This window comes from Herbiconiux daphne, from assembly GCF_024979295.1.
Classification (GTDB): domain Bacteria; phylum Actinomycetota; class Actinomycetes; order Actinomycetales; family Microbacteriaceae; genus Herbiconiux; species Herbiconiux daphnes.
In genome coordinates, this window is sequence record NZ_JANLCJ010000004.1 from 274613 (window position 1) to 290420 (window position 15808).

A 15808-nucleotide genomic window follows, 5' to 3' on the forward strand; every position below is an offset into this window, starting at 1 on the left:
GGCTACATACGCCGGTATCGAAATGCCACCTCGCGCAAGAAACCCGCGTGACCCCCGGGTGTCGCGACAAATCAGAGCGGCAGGCCCGCGTCGCGGTGCAGTTCGTAGAGAAGCGGTTCGAGTTCGGCCGCCAGCACCGGGTCGGCCGCGAAGGTCATGACCGTGCTCTCTGCCGCGCCGAGGAATCCGCCCACGCGTCCGCCGGCCTCGCGCACGATCAGGGCGCCGGCAGCGTGGTCCCACGGGTTGAGGCCCCGCTCGGCATAGGCGTCGAGCCGCCCGGCCGCCACCGAGCAGAGGTCGAGGGCGGCCGAACCGGCCCGCCGGATGTCGCGAACCCGGCCCACGAGGCCCGTGATGAACTGGCCCTGCTTCACCCGCAGGTCGGCGCTGTAGGCGAAACCGGTGCCGACGAGCGCCTGGGCGAGCGCGACATCCCTGTTCACAGCGAGCCGTCGTTCGCCGAGGAACGCCCCCCCGCCGGCGCTGGCCGTGAAGACCTCGCCGAGCACGGGGTTGACCACGCAGCCGGCGAGCGCCGTCCACGTCGAGGGGTCGGGGTCGCCCTCGACCGCCGCGATGCTGACCGCGTAGGCGGGGATGTCGTAGAGGTAGTTGACCGTGCCGTCGATGGGGTCGACGACCCAGGTCACGCCCGAGGTGCCGAGCGTGGCGGCCGACTCCTCGCCGAAGAACCCGTCGTCGGGCCGCAGCTCGGCGAGTCGGGCACGGATGAAGTCTTCTGACTCCCGGTCGGCGAAGGTCACCACGTCTTCGGGCGACGACTTGCTCGCCGCCACCGTCACGCCTTCGGCACGCCGCTTGGCGATGAGAGCGCCGGCCTCCACACCGATCGAGCGGGCGATCTCGAGGAAGTCAGCGGGCGAAGCGGGCATGAACCGTCTTTCGTAGAACGAGTGGCGAGTGAGGGATTCGAACCCCCGAATGCGAAGCAGTCTGATTTACAGTCAGATCCCTTTGGCCACTTGGGTAACTCGCCAGGCGCACCCGACCACGTTCTGCAACACAACCGAAGGCGCTGGACAAGAATACCCGGCAGAGTTCCCAGCGCGAAATCCGTTGCCGGTGTCAGCGGGCGGCTTCGGCCTCGGTTGCATAACGGTCGGCGAAGTCGAGCACCTCGTCGAGATAGGCGGGCGATTCGTTGTAGCCGGTGATGGCCGCCCGCCACCCGTCTTCGGTGCCCAGATCGCCGCCCGAGTAGCAGAGGTATTCGGCCGCCGAGAGCGACGCGTCGTCGATGTTGTGGATGTCGGGCACCCCGTCTCCGTTGGCCTCGGTGGCCCAGGCGGCCCAGGTGGTGGGCACGATCTGCATGGGGCCGACCGCGCGATCCCACTCCGTGTCGCCGTCGACCGCGCCCTCGTCGCTGTCGGCGATCTGCTGGAACCCGTCGCCGTCGAGCGGCACGCCGATGATGAGGTCGCTGGTGACTCCGTCGTCGTCGATGTGCCCGCCGAAGATCGTGCCGTGATGCGACTCCACCCAGCCGATGCCGGCCAGGGTGTTCCAGCCCAGGTGGCACTCGGGGCGCACCTCGTTCGACGCCAGGGCCGCGCCCGCGTAGCCCTGCAGCGCGCGCCGCGGAATGCCGGTGGCATCGGCCACCCGGTCGAGCCAGGCTCCGTCGGGCAACTGCGCGGTCGGGGTGCCGTCGCGGTAGGTGCCGACGGATGCCGCGGCCTCCGCCGGCGCGAACACCGCGAACGTGGCATCCGGCCCGCTCGGAGCCGCACTGCCGTCACCCACGGTGCAGCCGCTCAGCAGCAGAACCGCCGCCCCGACCCCGGCCACAGCAGCACCCCACGTCTTTCGCACGCCCCCACTCAACCAGACCCGTCTGACAGCCGGCGCCGCGCCGGACTCAGACGACCTCGACCGTCAGCCCGCTCGCGGCTCTCGCGAGCCTCGCGTCATGCGTCCAGAATCCGTCGCACAGATGGAACTGCGCCGTCGCGAGATGGATCGCGTCGATCGTCGACAACCCGTGGGTGGCTCGCAACTGGGCCGCGGCACGGTAGATCTCCGGCCCGATCTCCAGCATCGTCAGGCTCTCGAAGAGCCGGTCGTACCGGCGGGCGAGCACGACATCACCGCGCCGCAGAGGTGCGACCCGGCACTCCAACACGACCAGAGGACTGATGGCGACCTCGGCCGACATCTCGGCAAATCGCTGACGGATCGCATCTCCTCGCTCAGAGCGGCTCTCGACGAGGTAGACGAGGATGTTGGTGTCGACGTAGATCACAAGTCGAGTTCGCGATCTTCGCGACCCGCGGCGATCTCGCGGATGATCTCGTCGACCTGCTTCGATGTCTTCTGCTGCTCGTTCGGGATGGGATTGGCCTCCAGCCACTGCACGATCTCCGTGCCCGTCCAGCCGCGTCTCGGCTGCGTCGGAACGAGCTTCGCCACCGGTTTTCCTCGCCGGGTGATCTCTATCTCTTCACCCCCCTCAGCGCGCGCGATCAGTTTCGACAGATTGTTCCTCGTGTACAGCACGTCGTATCGCTCCATGGTCTCCCCGACCTCCCTAGCCACAAATCCTAGCCATGTTGAGACTTCGTCACAACGGCCGGGCCGCGTAAAATGGAGGGCATGGCAGATTCATCGTTTGACGTGGTCAGCAAGGTCGACAAAATGGAGGCCGACAACGCCCTCAATCAGGCTCAGAAAGAGGTCGCGCAGCGCTACGACTTCAAGAACGTGGGGGCGTCGATCGAGTGGAGCGGCGAGAAGGTGCTCATGAAGGCCAACTCCGAAGAGCGCGTGAAGGCCATCCTCGAGGTGTTCGAGTCGAAGCTCATCAAGCGCGGCATCTCGTTGCGGTCGCTCGACGCGGGCGAGGCGTTCCCGAGCGGCAAGGAGTTCCGCATCGAGGCCTCCATGAAGAACGGCATCGCGCAAGACGACGCGAAGAAGATCAACAAGCTCATTCGCGACGAAGCCCCCAAGAGCGTCAAGTCGCAGATCCAGGGCGACGAGCTGCGGGTGTCGTCGAAGAGCCGCGACGACCTGCAGGCCACCATGGCGCTGCTCAAGGGCGCCGACCTCGACGTGGCCCTCCAGTTCATCAACTTCCGCTGACGCGGGTGAGCATCGAGACGGATGCCGCGGCAGCAGCCCCCGGCCGCCCCGGCACCCCCGGCATCGACGTGCCCGACCGCCGCGGCCGCACCGGCCTCGACCGGCTCGGCTACGACCTCACCGGCAACCCGCGGGTGAGGGTCACCGACGTTCAGCTGCTCACGTCGAACTGGTACGTCACGCGCACCACGCGCTTCGACTACCAGCACAGCGACGGCCACTGGTCGAGCGAAGAGCGCGAGACCCACGACCGCGGCAACGGCGCCACCATTCTGCTCTACGACGCCGAGCGGCGCACGGTGCTGCTCATCCGCCAGTTCCGCTACCCCGCCTACGTCAACGGGCTCGACGACGGCATGCTGCTCGAGGTGCCCGGCGGTCTGCTCGACGAAGACGACCCCGAGACCGCCATCCGTCGCGAAGCCCGCGAAGAGACCGGCTACGAGATCGGCGAGGTCACGCACCTCTTCGACGCCTACATGAGCCCCGGCTCGGTCACCGAGAAGCTCTTCTTCTTCGCCGCCCCCTATCTCGCCCATGAGCGAGCGGATGCCGGCGGCGGGCTCGCCGACGAGGGCGAGGACATCGAGCTGGTCGAGCTGACGATCGACGAGGCGCTGCGCCGCATCGGAGACGACATCATCGATGCCAAGACGATCATGCTGCTGCAGTGGGCGGCGCTCACGGGACCGTTCAGCCGCTGAGAACGCCCGGGCTTCGACGCCTCACGAGGCCGTCGGGGCGTCGGGATAGGGAAACAGGTGCGTCGGGTCGTAGGCCTCGCGCACCGAGGCCAAGCGATCGAACGTGGCAGCCGGCCAGCTGGCCTCGTAGGAGCCGGGAACCGAGAGGTCTCCGGCGAAGTTGACGTTGTTCTCCGTCGAGACCCACCGCGCGAGGTGGGCGGTGACGCCGTCGGCGATCTGCGGCAGCACAGTGCCGAAGAGCGACGGGTCGGGCGCGCCGATCATGATGAAGGTGTACCCGGCCGACCGACCCCCCACCGCGCTGCCCTCGGGCACGTCGCGAGCGGTGGCGCCGCCGATGTGGCGTAGCTCGGCGGCCACGATCGGCACCTGCTGCTCGGGCCCGAGCACCTCGAGGAACGCGGCGACGAAGTCGTGGTCGACCGTGTCGAGCAGCATTCCGCGGTCGAACACGGGCGACGGGTCGGTGGGGTCGTTGTGGATCATCGACACCTCACTCGCCGGCATCACGCCGACGTGGCCGAAGATCGCGGGCGCGGCATCCTGAACCGGGGCGAACAGCCGCTCGCCCTCGGCCGGGTCTCCGATGTAGGCGATGCGCGCCGTGATGGCCGTCTTGCCGCGCAACGGCTCGGGAACCACGTCGAACGGCGGAAACCGGATGACGGCCACCGACGACGTGGCCCGCTCGGGTGCCGTCGCCGTGAAGTCGGCCCAGGCGCCGAGCACCGCCGGGATGCTCTCGGCGTCGTAGAACAGCGAGCCGCCGTAGAAGCTCTCGAGGTCGACGAGCGCCAGGTGCACCGACGTCACCACCCCGAACCCGCCCTTGCCGCCGCGAAGCGCCCAGAACAGATCGGCGTTCTCGTCGGCCGAGGCCCGCAGCACCTCGCCGTCGGCCGTCACCACCTCGAACGAGCGCACGTAGTCGCTCGAGAAGCCGTAGGTGCGGGCGAGCGGCCCGAGCCCGCCGCCGAGCAGGTAGCCGACCACGCCGACGTGCCCCGAAGCGCCCGTGATCGGCGCCAGAGCGTGCTCGGCCGCCGCCGCGACCACGCTGCTCCAGTGGTTGCCCGCGCCGATGTGGGCGACGCGGCGCTCGGGGTCGATGGCGAGCGCCGAGAGTCGCGACGTGGTGATGAGCACCCCGTCGGTCACCGGCACGTAGGCGCCGTGCCCGGTGGCGAGCACGTGCACCGCGAGGTCGTTGGAGCGTGCGAAGCGCACCGCCGCCGCGACATCCTGCTCGTCGGCGGCACCGACCACGACGTCGGGGTCGTGCTTCACGAGCACGTTCTGGGCGGCCGTCTCGTCGGCGACACCGGCGTCGCCCCGGCGGAAGACCACGCCGGAGACGCCACCGGCGAGCTCGGCGAAGGATTCGTCTGTGAAGGTCATGACAGCGACTGTAGCGACCAGCACCGACAGCGATCCAGACCTACGACCGCAGAATTCATGCGGTGCCGGGCCGTTGTGCATCGGCCGTCAATCGGCGAAAATGCCGTCGATCCAGGCGCCCAGCCGCCGATAGGCCCCGAGCCGCACTTCGGGTGCCGAGAGCGTGATGTCGTGCAGCGCGTCGGTCACCCGCATCACGGTCACGGTCTGGCCGAGCGCCAGCGACCGCTGAGCCACGACGTCGACGTCGAGGGCGACATCCGCCGACGCCATCGCGGGTTCCCAGCGCGGCCTCAGGATGCTGCGACTCGACAGCATCGTCAGCACCGGCGCCTCGATGCCGAGCCCCGCGCTCACCTGCGCGTGCCCGTGCAGCACCGCGTTCAGCCAGCCGGGGTAGACCGGGAACCCGTGCTCTGGCCGCCAGGCGAGGTCGTAGTGCCAGTGCCCCTCGAACGCCGACGAGACCGAGCGGGTGTAGAAGCCGAGGTCGACGACGGGGTAGGGGTCGCGCGGGCGGTGGCGCGCCTGCCACTGCGTGAGCGGTGCGAGGGCCTCCCGGCCGAGCTGGCCGGCTTGGAACTCGAGCCACGGGCTGTTGAGCACGACCGCCCGGGCGGCATCCGGATGCCGCGATGCCCAGAGGCTCAGGGTGAGGCCTCCGGTGGAGTGCCCCATCAGGATGAGCGGCCGCCGCGGGCCGTCGGCGGGCGCGATCACGGCGAGCGCGGCACCGATCTCCTCGTCGTAGGCCGCCAGGTCGGTGATGTAGCCAGGGGTCTGGTGCGGGCGCAGGCTGCGGCCGTACTTGCGCAGGTCGAGCGCGAAGAACCGGGCGCCCCGGTCGCCCCAGAAGCGGGCGAGCTCGGTCTGGAAGAAGTAGTCCGACCAGCCGTGCACGTAGAGCACGTCGGCCCCGCGCACGGGCGAGTCCGAGAAGCGTGCGGCGAACGGCGGGCGGTAGCGCACCAGGGTCGCCACCACCTCGCCCTCGGCGTCGGGCTCGAGCTCGAGCGTGCGCTGCTCGAACCGGGGACCGAGGATGTCGGGGCGCCAGCGTTCGGCCGCGGGGGTCATCTGGTCAATCTAGCGCCTGGTCAATCCAGCGCTAGCGCCTGGTCAATCCAGCGCCTCGTCAATCCAGCGCCGCGCAGCCGTGAGGTGCCGAGTCGCCCCGCGCGGCCGACGCTCAGGCCATGTTCGCCGCGAGCACCCGCACGGCCTGCTCGAAGCGCGCCGGAGGGGCGGCGGAATAGTTCACGCGCACGAACGCCCCGGTGGGCTCGGCCGGAAACCACTCGTCGCCCGGCGAGATGAGCACCCCGTCGCGGGCGCAGGCCGCCACGAACGCGGTCGTGTCGACCCCCGGCGGCAGGCGCAGCCAGAGATTGAGGCCGCCCGACGGCACCGCGGTCAGGGTGCCGGCGGGCAGCAGCTCGTCGACGAGGGCGATGAATCCGTCACGCCGCAACCGTAGCTGCTCGCGCATGCGCCGAAGGTGCGGCTGCCAGCCCGGCGACGTCACCACCTCGAGCGCCGCGGTCTGCAGCACCCCGCTGACGTAGAGACCGTCGACCACCCGATCGGTGCGGATGCGCGAGAGCGCCGGCCCGCGCGCGATCACGGCGGCGATGCGGATGGCGGGCGAGATGGCCTTCGTGAGCGACCGCACGTAGACGACGTGACCGTCGGCATCCTGCGCCACGAGCGGCCGCACCGGAGCATCGAGCGCGAAATCGTGCGCCCAGTCGTCTTCGACGAGGAAGGCGGCGTTCTCGCGCACCACGTCGAGCACCGCCGCGGCCTGCCCCGCCGACCAGCTGCCGCCGGTGGGGTTCGCGAAGTGCGGCATGGCATAGAGGAGGCGCGCGCGGGTGCGCTCGAACGCCTCGGTCAGCACGATCGGATCGACCGCGCCGCCGTCACGCGGAACGGGCACCACCACGAGCCCGGCTTGACGCGCCGCCGCGATCGCGCCCCAGTAGCCGGGCGACTCCATGATGATGTGGTCGCCGGGCCGCGCGAGCGCCCGGAACACCGACGAGAGCGCGCTCTGCCCGCCCGGCATCACGACGACGTCGGATGCCGGTGGGGCGGCTCCGCCGGCCGGCGCCGTCTCGGCGACCTCGCGCGCGAACCACGCCCGCAGCTCGGGCAGCCCGGCGGCCGGCGGCCGGTCGAGCGCCGACCGCGACCGCGCCGCGCGAGCGAGGGCCGACTGCACGGCCCGCGCCGGCAGCAGGTCGTCGGCGGGATAACCGCTGTGCAGGGCGATCACGTCGTCGGCCGGGGTCTGCATGGTCGATCCGACGAAGGCGCCGTGGGGCGGCAGCGCGCCGAGCGCGCCCGTCTGCCAGCCGAAGTCGCTGCGCGGTGCCGGTCGCTCGTGCCGCACGAAGTTGCCCGCGCCGGGGCGCGACTCGACCAGCCCGTCGCGCACCAGCATGCGGATCGCTTGCTGCACCGTCACGGGACTCGCCCCGAAGCGCACGGTGAGCGCGCGGGTCGACGGCAGCCGGGCCCCGGCACGCAGCCCGCCGAGGTCGCTCCGGATGTCGGCCGCGATGCGCGCAGCACTGCTACTGTTGCTCATGACACACGATGATAGCGCTACTGTCTCGAGCGCTCGTCCGCTATCGGGGGCCCGCACCCTCTCGCCTGGGCTCGTCTGGGGGTTCGTCGGCGTGCTGGCCTTCTCGTTCACCCTGCCGTTCACGCGCGTGGCGGTGGCCACGCTCGACCCGCTCGTGGTGGGGGCCGGGCGGGCCGTGGTCGCCGCGATCCTCGCCGGCATCGTGCTGCTGGTCACCCGCACCGGCCTGCCGCCACGGAGGCTCTGGCTGCGCATCGTGGTCGTGTCGGCCGGCGTCGTGGTGGGCTTTCCGTTCCTCACCTCGTTCGCGCTGCAGACCTCGCCCGCCAGTCACGGCGCCGTGGTGATCGGGCTGCTGCCGGCGGCGACCGCGGCCGTCGCCGTGCTGCGCGGCAAGGAGCGCCCCAGCCCCCTGTTCTGGGTGGCGAGCCTCGCCGGGGCCGCCGCCGTGATCGGCTTCACCCTGGCCTCGTCGGGCGGTTTCGGCGGGGTGCAGGTCTCCGACCTGCTGCTGCTCGGAGCGGTGGTCGCGGCCGCCGTCGGCTACGCCGAGGGCGGCCTGCTGGCTCGTGAGATCGGTTCGTGGCAGGTCATCTGCTGGGCGCTTCTGGTGGCCTCGCCCGTCATGCTCGTGCTCACCGTGCTCTCGGCGGCGACGCATCCGCTCGCCGCCCCTCTCGACGGGTGGCTCGCGTTCGCCTACGTGTCGGTCGTGAGCATGTTCCTCGGCTTCTTCGCCTGGTATCGCGGGCTCGGCATCGGCCCCATCGCCTCGGTCAGCCAGATGCAGCTGGTGCAACCGGTGCTCACGATCGCGTGGGCGGCACTGCTGCTCGGCGAACCGCTGACGGTGCTCACCGTGGTGGGGGCGCTCGCGGTCATCGCGTGCGCCGCACTCGCGGTGCGCGCCCGCGTGCGGCGGCAGTGAGTCGCCCCCGCGCGTTCGACCACAAAGGGCGCCCCGACGCGCGCGGCGCTCAGCGCGCCCGATTCGGTCGACCGCGCCCGTCATGACCGGCGCGCCCGACCATTTATGGCGCGCCACGCGCCCACGCGCCTACGCGCCCGCCGCTCAGGCGAGGGGCGCGAAGCGCGGCACCGTGCGCCCGTCGACCTCCACGGTCTCGGCGAACATGGCGAGCGGCCGCACCCACATCCCTGACGTGCCGAGCACCGGGCGGTAGACGACGAACTCCTCCTCGGTCTCGCTGTGGCGTGCCACACCGAGAACCTCGTAGTCGTTGCCCTTGTAGTGCCGGTAGAGCCCGGGCGTCACCGCGATCACGCGCGCGAGATGTCGATCATCTCGTCGCGCGGCACGACCTTGACCCGCAGGCGCCCGGCGGCCTCGCCGAGGGCGAGCTCGTGCCGGTCGAGCTTGTGCCAGCCCTCGAGGTCGGTGTAGGCGATGCCCCGCGACTCGAGAAGCGCCGGGATGGCCTCTTCGGCGGGTTCGGCCGGAGCCCACCAGTTGGCCTGGTCGCGCACGACGTGCGACAGGGTCTCCATGGCGTCGGACTTCGTGTGGCCGATGAGGCCCACCGGCCCGCGCTTGATCCAGCCCGTGGCGTAGACCCCCGGAATGACCGTGTTCGAGTCGTCGAGCACCTGGCCCTCGTGGTTCGGGATGACGCCGTGGTGCTCGTCGAACGGGATGCCGTCGAGCGGCGACCCGAAGTAGCCGACGGCGCGGTAGATGGCCTGGATCGGGATCTCGCGGATCTCGCCCGTGCCGGTCACCCCGCCCGCGGCATCCGGCCTCGTGCGCTCGTAGCGGATGGCGGCCACCCGGCCGGCGTCGTCGCCGACGATCTCGAGGGGCTTCGCATAGAAGTGCAGGTGCAGCCGGCGCGAGGCCTGCCCCACCGGGCGCTCACGCCACTGGTTGAGCACCTTGTTGATGACGAAGACCTGCTTGTTCGACTCGATCGCGGCCTTCGAGGCCTCGTCGAGCTCGAAGTCCTCGTCGTAGACGATCATGTCGACGTCGTTCATCTCGCCGAGCTCGCGCAGCTCGAGCGGCGTGAACTTCACCTGCGCCGGCCCCCGGCGCCCGAACACGTGCACGTCGGTGACGGGCGAGGTCTTCAGACCCTCGTAGACGTTGGCGGGAATCTCGGTCACGAGCAGGTCGTCGGCGTGCTTGGCCAGGATGCGCGAGACATCCAGCGCCACGTTGCCGTTGCCGATCACGGCCACGGACTGGGCCTCGAGCGGCCAGGTGCGAGGCACGTCCGGATGCCCGTCGAACCAGCTCACGAAGTCGGCCGCACCGTAGGAGCCCTCGAGCTCGACGCCGGGAACGGCGAGCGACGCATCGCGGATGGCGCCGGTTGAGAAGATGACGGCGTTGTAGTGCTTCTTCAGGTCGTCGAGCGTGATGTCGACGCCGTAGCGCACGTTGCCGAAAAAGCGGATGACGCCCGAGTCGAGCACCTCGCGCAGAGCGGTGATGATGCCCTTGATGCGCGGGTGGTCGGGCGCGACGCCGTAGCGCACGAGGCCGTAGGGGGCGGGCAGCTGCTCGAACAGGTCGATCGAGACGTCGAAATGACGCTCGGCCTTCACGAGCAGGTCTGCGGCGTAGATGCCGGCGGGGCCGGCTCCGACGATGGCCAAACGGAGCTTGGTCACGGTGAATTCCTTCGTGTTGGTGAGAGGCGCTGTGCGCCTGAGGTGCGCGCACCCGAGGCGGATGCGCAGAGGTGCGAGGTCAGTTCGTGCGCTCCACGACGGTGTTGGCGAAGCGGATGAGGGTCTTCTTCACGGTGCCAGACGGCAGCGGGTCGAGCGCCTCGATGGCCTCGCGGGCGAACCGGCGGGCTTCATCGATCGTTCGCTGGGTCACGGGATGCTCCCGCAGCAGCGTGATGGCGTCGTCGCTGTCGTGGCCCTCGAGCGCCTGCGGGGTGAGGCGTTCGAGCAGGGCGGCGGCGGCCGGGTCGGTCTCGGCGTCGCGGCGCAGGTAGAGCACCGGCAGCGTCGCCACACCGGCACGGATGTCGGTGCCCGGCGTCTTGCCCGACTCCTCGTCGCTCGGCGCGATGTCGATCACGTCGTCGACCAGCTGGAAGGCGATGCCGACCTTCTCGCCGAACTCGCGCACGGGCTGCTCGAAGGTCGGCGAGCCGTTCGAGAAGATCACGCCCAGCTGCGCCGACGCCGAGATGAGCGAGCCCGTCTTGTCGGCGAGCACGCGCAGGTAGTGGTCGACCGGGTCTTCGCCGTGCTGCGGGCCGATGGTCTCGTTGAGCTGGCCGAGGCAGAGTCGTTCGAAGGTGTCGGCCTGCAGGCGGATGGCCCGCTCCCCGAGCTGGGCGAGCAGGGCGCTGGCCCGGGCGAACAGCAGGTCTCCGGTGAGGATGGCCACCGAGTTGCCCCACACGTTCTGGGCGCTCGGCACCCCGCGGCGCTGGTCGGCGTCATCCATCACGTCGTCGTGGTAGAGCGACGCGAGGTGGGTGAGCTCGATCGAGGTGGCGGCGGTGACGACCTCGTCGGTCACGCCGTCACCGAGCTGGGCGGTGAGGAACGCGAGGATGGGCCGCACCCGCTTGCCCCCGGCGTCGAGCAGGTAGCGCGCCACGACGTCGACGAGACCACCGGCGAACTTGGTCTCGGTCGCGAGGCGCGCCTCGAGCGACTCGATCGACGCTTCGATGAGCTTCGCGGTGCGCCGGTCTTCGCCGGTGGAGAAGAGGCGGTCGGCCAGCGAGACCGGGGTCGACCGGCCGGTGGCGCGGCGAAGGCTGGGGGGCACGGACACTAGCCTACTTTTCTTCGGAGGAGTCGGCCGCGCCGAGCGGCTTGACCCCCTTGTGCAGCGCGACGATGCCGGCGCTGAGGTCGCGGTAGCGCACATCCGCGAACCCGGCGTCGCGCAGCCACGAGGCGAGGGTCTTCTGGTCGGGCCACGACTCGATCGACTCGAACAGGTAGTCGTAGGCGTCGACGTTCGACGAGACGGCCTTCGCGAGCGTGGGCATCACGTGCTTCAGATACCAGTAGTACGACGAGCGGATGGGCTTCAGCGGGGTGCTGAACTCGCAGATCACGATGCGGCCGCCCGGCTTCGTCACCCGGTAGAGCTCGGCGAGGGCCGTGCGCGGCTCGACGATGTTGCGCAGACCGAACGAGATGGTGACGGCGTCGAAGGTGTCGTCGGCGAACTGCAGGTTCATGCCGTCGGCCACGACGAACTCGATGTTCGGCACACCGGCCTGCTGATCCCGGCCGACCTCGATCATGCCGGGCGAGAAGTCGGCGGCCACCACGTGGGCGCCGCTCTTGGCGAGCGAGGCGCTCGAGGTGCCGGTTCCGGCGGCGAGGTCGAGGATCTGCTCGCCCGGCCGCGGCGCCACGGCACGCGTGGTCGCCACGCGCCACAAGAGGGCGTTGCCGACCGAGAGCACGGTGTTGGTGCGATCGTAACCGGCGGCGACCTGGTCGAACATCGCGGAGACCTGTTCGGGTCGTTTGGTGAGGTCTGCCTTAGTCACCGTCTCAGTTTACGTTCAGTTGCCTGACAGCGGAGCCTGAGCCCTGCAAGACCGGGCGTAAGCTCGAGATGTGAGCGATACATCGCACCCGGTTCCCCGTTTGCACGTCGAAACGACCCGGGTCGACGAGTTGAAACTGCTGATCCCTCTCATCGACCGCCGGCATCCGCTGATCTGGATGCGCAAGGGGCAGGGCATGGCCGGCGTGGGCGAAGCGCTGCGACTCGAGTTCACCGGCCCCGACCGCATGCGCGACGCGTGCGAGACCTGGAAGGCCGTCGCCGACGCCGCCACCGTGGTCGACCCGATCGGTGCTCCGGGCACCGGTCTCGTGGCCTTCGGATCGTTCGCCTTCGCCGACGACTCCGCCGCGGTGAGCGTGCTCATCGTTCCCCGCCTGCTGCTCGGCAAGCGCGACGGCACCTTCTGGGTGACCCGCATCCTGGTGGAGGGCGAAGACCCCGCCTCGGTGCCCGTGCCCACCGCCCGGCCGCTCGGGCCGGAGTTCCGGCTCAGCCTGCTGCCCGGCGCCGTGTCGCCCGACGCCTTCCGCGCCTCGGTCGACGCCGCCGTCGACCGCATCGACGACCAGGAGCTCAGCAAGGTGGTGCTGGCACGCGACCTCGTGGGGCACCTGCCGGCCGAGTCCGACCTGCGACGCCCGCTCACCGACCTCGCCCTCGGCTACCCCGACTGCTGGACCTACGCCGTCGACGGCTTCATCGGCTCGAGCCCCGAGACCCTCGTGCGCGTCGACCACGGCACCGTGAGCGCCCGCGTGCTCGCCGGCACCACCTCACGAGGGGCGGATGCCGCGGCCGACCACGACAAGGCCGTCGCTCTCGCCACCTCGGCCAAAGACCTCGACGAGCACGGCTACGCCGTGAACAGCGTGGTGGCCGCGTTGACCCCGCACAGCCGCAACCTCGTGACCAGCGAGGTGCCGTTCACCCTCAAGCTGCCGAACCTCTGGCACCTCGCGAGCGACGTCGTCGGCACGCTGAGCGACGGCTCCACCTCGCTCGACCTGATCGCCGCGCTGCACCCGACCGCGGCGGTGGCGGGCACGCCGCGCGCCGAGGCGCTCGCGCTCATCCACGAACTCGAGCCCTTCGACCGCGGGCGCTATGCCGGGCCGGTGGGCTGGGTAGGCGCCGACGGCGACGGCGAATGGGCCGTGGCCCTGCGGTCGGCGCAGGTCAGCCCGTCGGGCGACATCACCGCGTTCGCGGGCTGTGGCATCGTCGCCGACTCCGACCCCGAGCGCGAATACCTCGAGACGAAGATGAAGTTCCGCCCGATCGTGGAGGCGTTCGGCTGAGACCAGCGTTCTGCTGAGACCGGCGTTCGGCTCAGACCGGCGTTCGGCTAGTTGCCGCCCGAGCGGCGACGGCGCATCACGAACAGCACGATGCCGCCGACGATGAGGGCCGCGACGGCGATGCCGCCGATGATGAGGGCGAGCTGTCCGTTCGCTCCGGTGGCCGCCAGCGCCGCCGGGGCGGTCGCGACGTCATAACTGAGAGTCATCTGGTTCTCCTCGTCGAGTCATGCTGAAACGTTCGCACGCGTGGTCGGGTGTAGCCGATCTTAGCCGGATTCCAATCCGATCTCCGGGCTCCTCCGAAGACCCTCTGAAGGCTCGGCACGCTGATATCCCAGGTCAGCGGCCGGATTCATCCATTCCTCTAAGGAGAAGTCCCATGCGTATCACCAAGCGCCACACCCTGACGGCCCTCGCAATCGCGGCCGTCGCCACCTTCGGTCTCGCCGGTTGTTCCGGCTCCAGCACGACGGCGTCGTCGACGGAGGAGTCATCGGCTCCCGAGACCTCCGCAGCGCCGATGGAGACCTCGCCCGCCGCGATGGACCCGGCCGCCGACCTCGTCGGCTCCGGCTGCGCCGCCTACGCCGACGCCGTGCCGGACGGCTCCGGTTCGGTCGCCGGAATGGCCGAAGACCCGGTGGCCACCGCCGCGTCGAACAACCCGCTGCTGACCACCCTCACCGCTTCGGTGTCGGGCGGCCTCAACCCCGACGTCAACCTGGTCGACACACTGAACGGCAGCGAGTTCACCGTCTTCGCCCCGGTCGATGACGCGTTCGCCAAGCTCGACGCCGCCACGGTCGACTCCCTGAAGACCCCGGAAGGCGCTGCGACGCTGACCCAGATCCTCACCTACCACGTGGTTCCCGGCCAGATCGCTCCTGACGAGATCGTCGGAACCCACACCACCGTCGAAGGCGCCGACCTCACGGTCGAGGGCAGCGGCGACACCCTCACGGTGAACGGCTCGTCTGCCGTCATCTGCGGTGGCGTGCACACCGCCAACGCCACCGTGTACCTCATCGACACGGTGCTGATGCCCCCCATGTAAGGCATCCGCTCCACAGCCGAAAGGCCGGTCGCGCTCGTCGCGGCCGGCCTTCCGGCGTTCCCGCGCCGCGCGGGCCCGTCGGGTGGCTCGGCCGACGAGGCTGCCTCTAGGCTGGCCGGCACATGCTCTCTGCGATCCTCGGCCTGGCCGGAGCCATGATCTACGGCGGCTCCGACTTCCTCGGCGCGCTGGCGTCGCGGCGCATCAACCCCCTGCGCGTGACCGCCCTCTCCGCGTTCGCGGGCCTGCTGCTGCTCGTGGCGCTCTCGCCTCTTCTCGGCGCGGCCTGGTCGCCCGAGGCGGTGCTGTGGGGCATCGTCTCCGGAGTGGCGGGGGCCGGGGCCATCGCCCTGCTCTACGCCAGTCTCGCGATCGGCCCGATGAGCATCCTCTCGCCGCTGACCGCTCTCGTGTCGGCGCTCGTGCCGATGACGGTCGGGCTGCTGAGCGGCGAGCGCCTGCCCCTCATCGGCTACATCGCCCTCGCGATCGCTCTCGTCGCCGTGGTGCTCGTGGGTTTCGTTCCCGAGAAGGGGGCGGCGCGGCCGAGTCTGCGCGGTCTCGTGATGGCGGTCGGGTCGGGCGCGCTGATCGGTGTCTTCCTCGTGGTGATCGACCTCACGCCCGCCGACTCCGGCCTCGCCCCGCTGCTGCTCAGTCGCGCCGTGAACACCGTCGTCACGGGCGCGGCCGTGGGGGTGCTGGCGCTTCTCGCCCTGCGGCGACGGCGAGCGGCCGACCCGGCGCTCACCGCGCCGGCGGCCGACGGGCCCGCCACGCCGACCCCCGCCGATGCCGCCGTGCCGCGGTGGGCGCGCAACGCCCTGGCGCTCGCGATCGTGTGCGGGGTGGTCGACGCCCTCGCCAACGTGCTTCTGCTGCTCGCGCTGCGGGCCGGCGAGCTCACCGTCGTGTCGGTGCTCACCGCGCTCTACCCCGCGGGCACCGTCGTCCTCGCCGCGGTGCTGCTGAAGGAACGGGTCGCGCCGGTGCAGGTCGTCGGACTCGTGCTCGCGTTCGTCGCCGCAGCCATGCTCTCCCTGGCCTGACCCCCGTCGGCCGGGATCGGTCAGCGGATGCCGGAATATCGGCGAGCGACGCCCTCTACGGCCTCGGTCGTCGTTA

Annotated in this window: 18 protein-coding genes and 1 tRNA gene; 6 read left to right on the forward strand and 13 right to left on the reverse strand. The window is 70.5% G+C overall.

Translation table 11 applies throughout. The annotated features are described in order from the left end of the window. Positions 1-71: 71 nt before the first annotated feature. From N1032_RS12540 to N1032_RS12560, 5 genes are all read right to left on the reverse strand, one after another. Positions 72-896 (reverse strand): inositol monophosphatase family protein, encoded by an 825-nt coding sequence (locus N1032_RS12540; RefSeq protein WP_259539428.1) that lies wholly within the window; start codon positions 894-896, stop codon positions 72-74. A gap of 22 nt (positions 897-918) precedes the next feature. After that, positions 919-1000, reverse strand: a tRNA-Tyr gene (locus tag N1032_RS12545). A gap of 89 nt (positions 1001-1089) precedes the next feature. Next, a complete protein-coding gene (locus N1032_RS12550) occupies positions 1090-1839 on the reverse strand; it encodes a lytic transglycosylase domain-containing protein (RefSeq protein WP_259539429.1) in 750 nt (249 codons plus the stop codon). Between the two features lie 46 nt (positions 1840-1885). Beyond that, positions 1886-2269, reverse strand: a complete 384-nt coding sequence (locus N1032_RS12555) for a type II toxin-antitoxin system VapC family toxin (protein ID WP_259539430.1) — start codon at positions 2267-2269, stop codon at positions 1886-1888. Continuing rightward, positions 2266-2538 (reverse strand): type II toxin-antitoxin system Phd/YefM family antitoxin, encoded by a 273-nt coding sequence (locus N1032_RS12560; protein WP_259539431.1) that lies wholly within the window; start codon positions 2536-2538, stop codon positions 2266-2268. Before N1032_RS12560 ends, N1032_RS12555 begins: the two co-directional genes overlap by 4 nt. A gap of 81 nt (positions 2539-2619) precedes the next feature. Here N1032_RS12560 and N1032_RS12565 point away from each other — a divergent pair, with 81 nt between their 5' ends. Beyond that, positions 2620-3108, forward strand: coding sequence for a YajQ family cyclic di-GMP-binding protein (locus N1032_RS12565; protein WP_259539432.1), 489 nt, complete (start codon positions 2620-2622; stop codon positions 3106-3108). Between the two features lie 5 nt (positions 3109-3113). Then, the gene (locus tag N1032_RS12570; protein WP_259539433.1) at positions 3114-3812 is read left to right on the forward strand and encodes an NUDIX domain-containing protein; all 699 of its coding nucleotides are present in this window, start codon (positions 3114-3116) and stop codon (positions 3810-3812) included. Positions 3813-3833: 21 nt separating this feature from the next. Here the strand turns inward: N1032_RS12570 and N1032_RS12575 are convergent, their stop codons facing one another. From N1032_RS12575 to N1032_RS12585, 3 genes are all read right to left on the reverse strand, one after another. Beyond that, positions 3834-5213: an FAD-binding oxidoreductase gene (locus tag N1032_RS12575; RefSeq protein ID WP_259539434.1), complete on the reverse strand. Its 1380-nt coding sequence runs from the start codon at positions 5211-5213 to the stop codon at positions 3834-3836. A gap of 87 nt (positions 5214-5300) precedes the next feature. Next, positions 5301-6290, reverse strand: coding sequence for an alpha/beta hydrolase (locus N1032_RS12580; RefSeq protein ID WP_259539435.1), 990 nt, complete (start codon positions 6288-6290; stop codon positions 5301-5303). Positions 6291-6402: 112 nt separating this feature from the next. Continuing rightward, positions 6403-7806: an aminotransferase-like domain-containing protein gene (locus N1032_RS12585; protein ID WP_259539436.1), complete on the reverse strand. Its 1404-nt coding sequence runs from the start codon at positions 7804-7806 to the stop codon at positions 6403-6405. Here N1032_RS12585 and N1032_RS12590 point away from each other — a divergent pair. Further along, the gene (locus N1032_RS12590; protein WP_259539437.1) at positions 7805-8734 is read left to right on the forward strand and encodes a DMT family transporter; all 930 of its coding nucleotides are present in this window, start codon (positions 7805-7807) and stop codon (positions 8732-8734) included. The two genes, N1032_RS12585 and N1032_RS12590, sit on opposite strands and share 2 nt — an antisense overlap. Before the next feature lie 144 nt (positions 8735-8878). Here the strand turns inward: N1032_RS12590 and N1032_RS12595 are convergent, their stop codons facing one another. The 4 genes from N1032_RS12595 to N1032_RS12610 form a co-directional block, all read right to left on the reverse strand. Then, positions 8879-9091: a DUF1653 domain-containing protein gene (locus N1032_RS12595; protein ID WP_259539438.1), complete on the reverse strand. Its 213-nt coding sequence runs from the start codon at positions 9089-9091 to the stop codon at positions 8879-8881. Continuing rightward, positions 9088-10440, reverse strand: coding sequence for an FAD-dependent oxidoreductase (locus tag N1032_RS12600; protein ID WP_259539439.1), 1353 nt, complete (start codon positions 10438-10440; stop codon positions 9088-9090). The genes N1032_RS12595 and N1032_RS12600 overlap by 4 nt, the downstream gene beginning before the upstream one ends. 79 nt (positions 10441-10519) lie before the next feature. Beyond that, complete coding sequence (locus tag N1032_RS12605; RefSeq protein WP_259539440.1) at positions 10520-11566, reverse strand: polyprenyl synthetase family protein; 1047 nt, start codon at positions 11564-11566, stop codon at positions 10520-10522. Positions 11567-11576: 10 nt separating this feature from the next. Next, entirely contained in the window at positions 11577-12305 is a 729-nt protein-coding gene (locus tag N1032_RS12610) for a class I SAM-dependent methyltransferase (protein ID WP_259539441.1), read from the reverse strand. Between the two features lie 70 nt (positions 12306-12375). Here N1032_RS12610 and N1032_RS12615 point away from each other — a divergent pair, with 70 nt between their 5' ends. Next, positions 12376-13626, forward strand: a complete 1251-nt coding sequence (locus tag N1032_RS12615) for an isochorismate synthase (protein WP_259539442.1) — start codon at positions 12376-12378, stop codon at positions 13624-13626. A 47-nt stretch (positions 13627-13673) separates the two neighbouring features. On the opposite strand, the gene N1032_RS12620 is transcribed toward N1032_RS12615, so the two are convergent. After that, a complete protein-coding gene (locus N1032_RS12620; RefSeq protein ID WP_259539443.1) occupies positions 13674-13835 on the reverse strand; it encodes an LPXTG cell wall anchor domain-containing protein in 162 nt (53 codons plus the stop codon). 173 nt (positions 13836-14008) lie between these two features. On the opposite strand from N1032_RS12620, the gene N1032_RS12625 reads away from it, so the two are divergent. Further along, complete coding sequence (locus tag N1032_RS12625) at positions 14009-14683, forward strand: fasciclin domain-containing protein (protein ID WP_259539444.1); 675 nt, start codon at positions 14009-14011, stop codon at positions 14681-14683. Positions 14684-14805: 122 nt separating this feature from the next. Further along, a complete protein-coding gene (locus N1032_RS12630; RefSeq protein ID WP_259539445.1) occupies positions 14806-15732 on the forward strand; it encodes a DMT family transporter in 927 nt (308 codons plus the stop codon). The last annotated feature ends 76 nt before the right edge of the window (positions 15733-15808 follow it).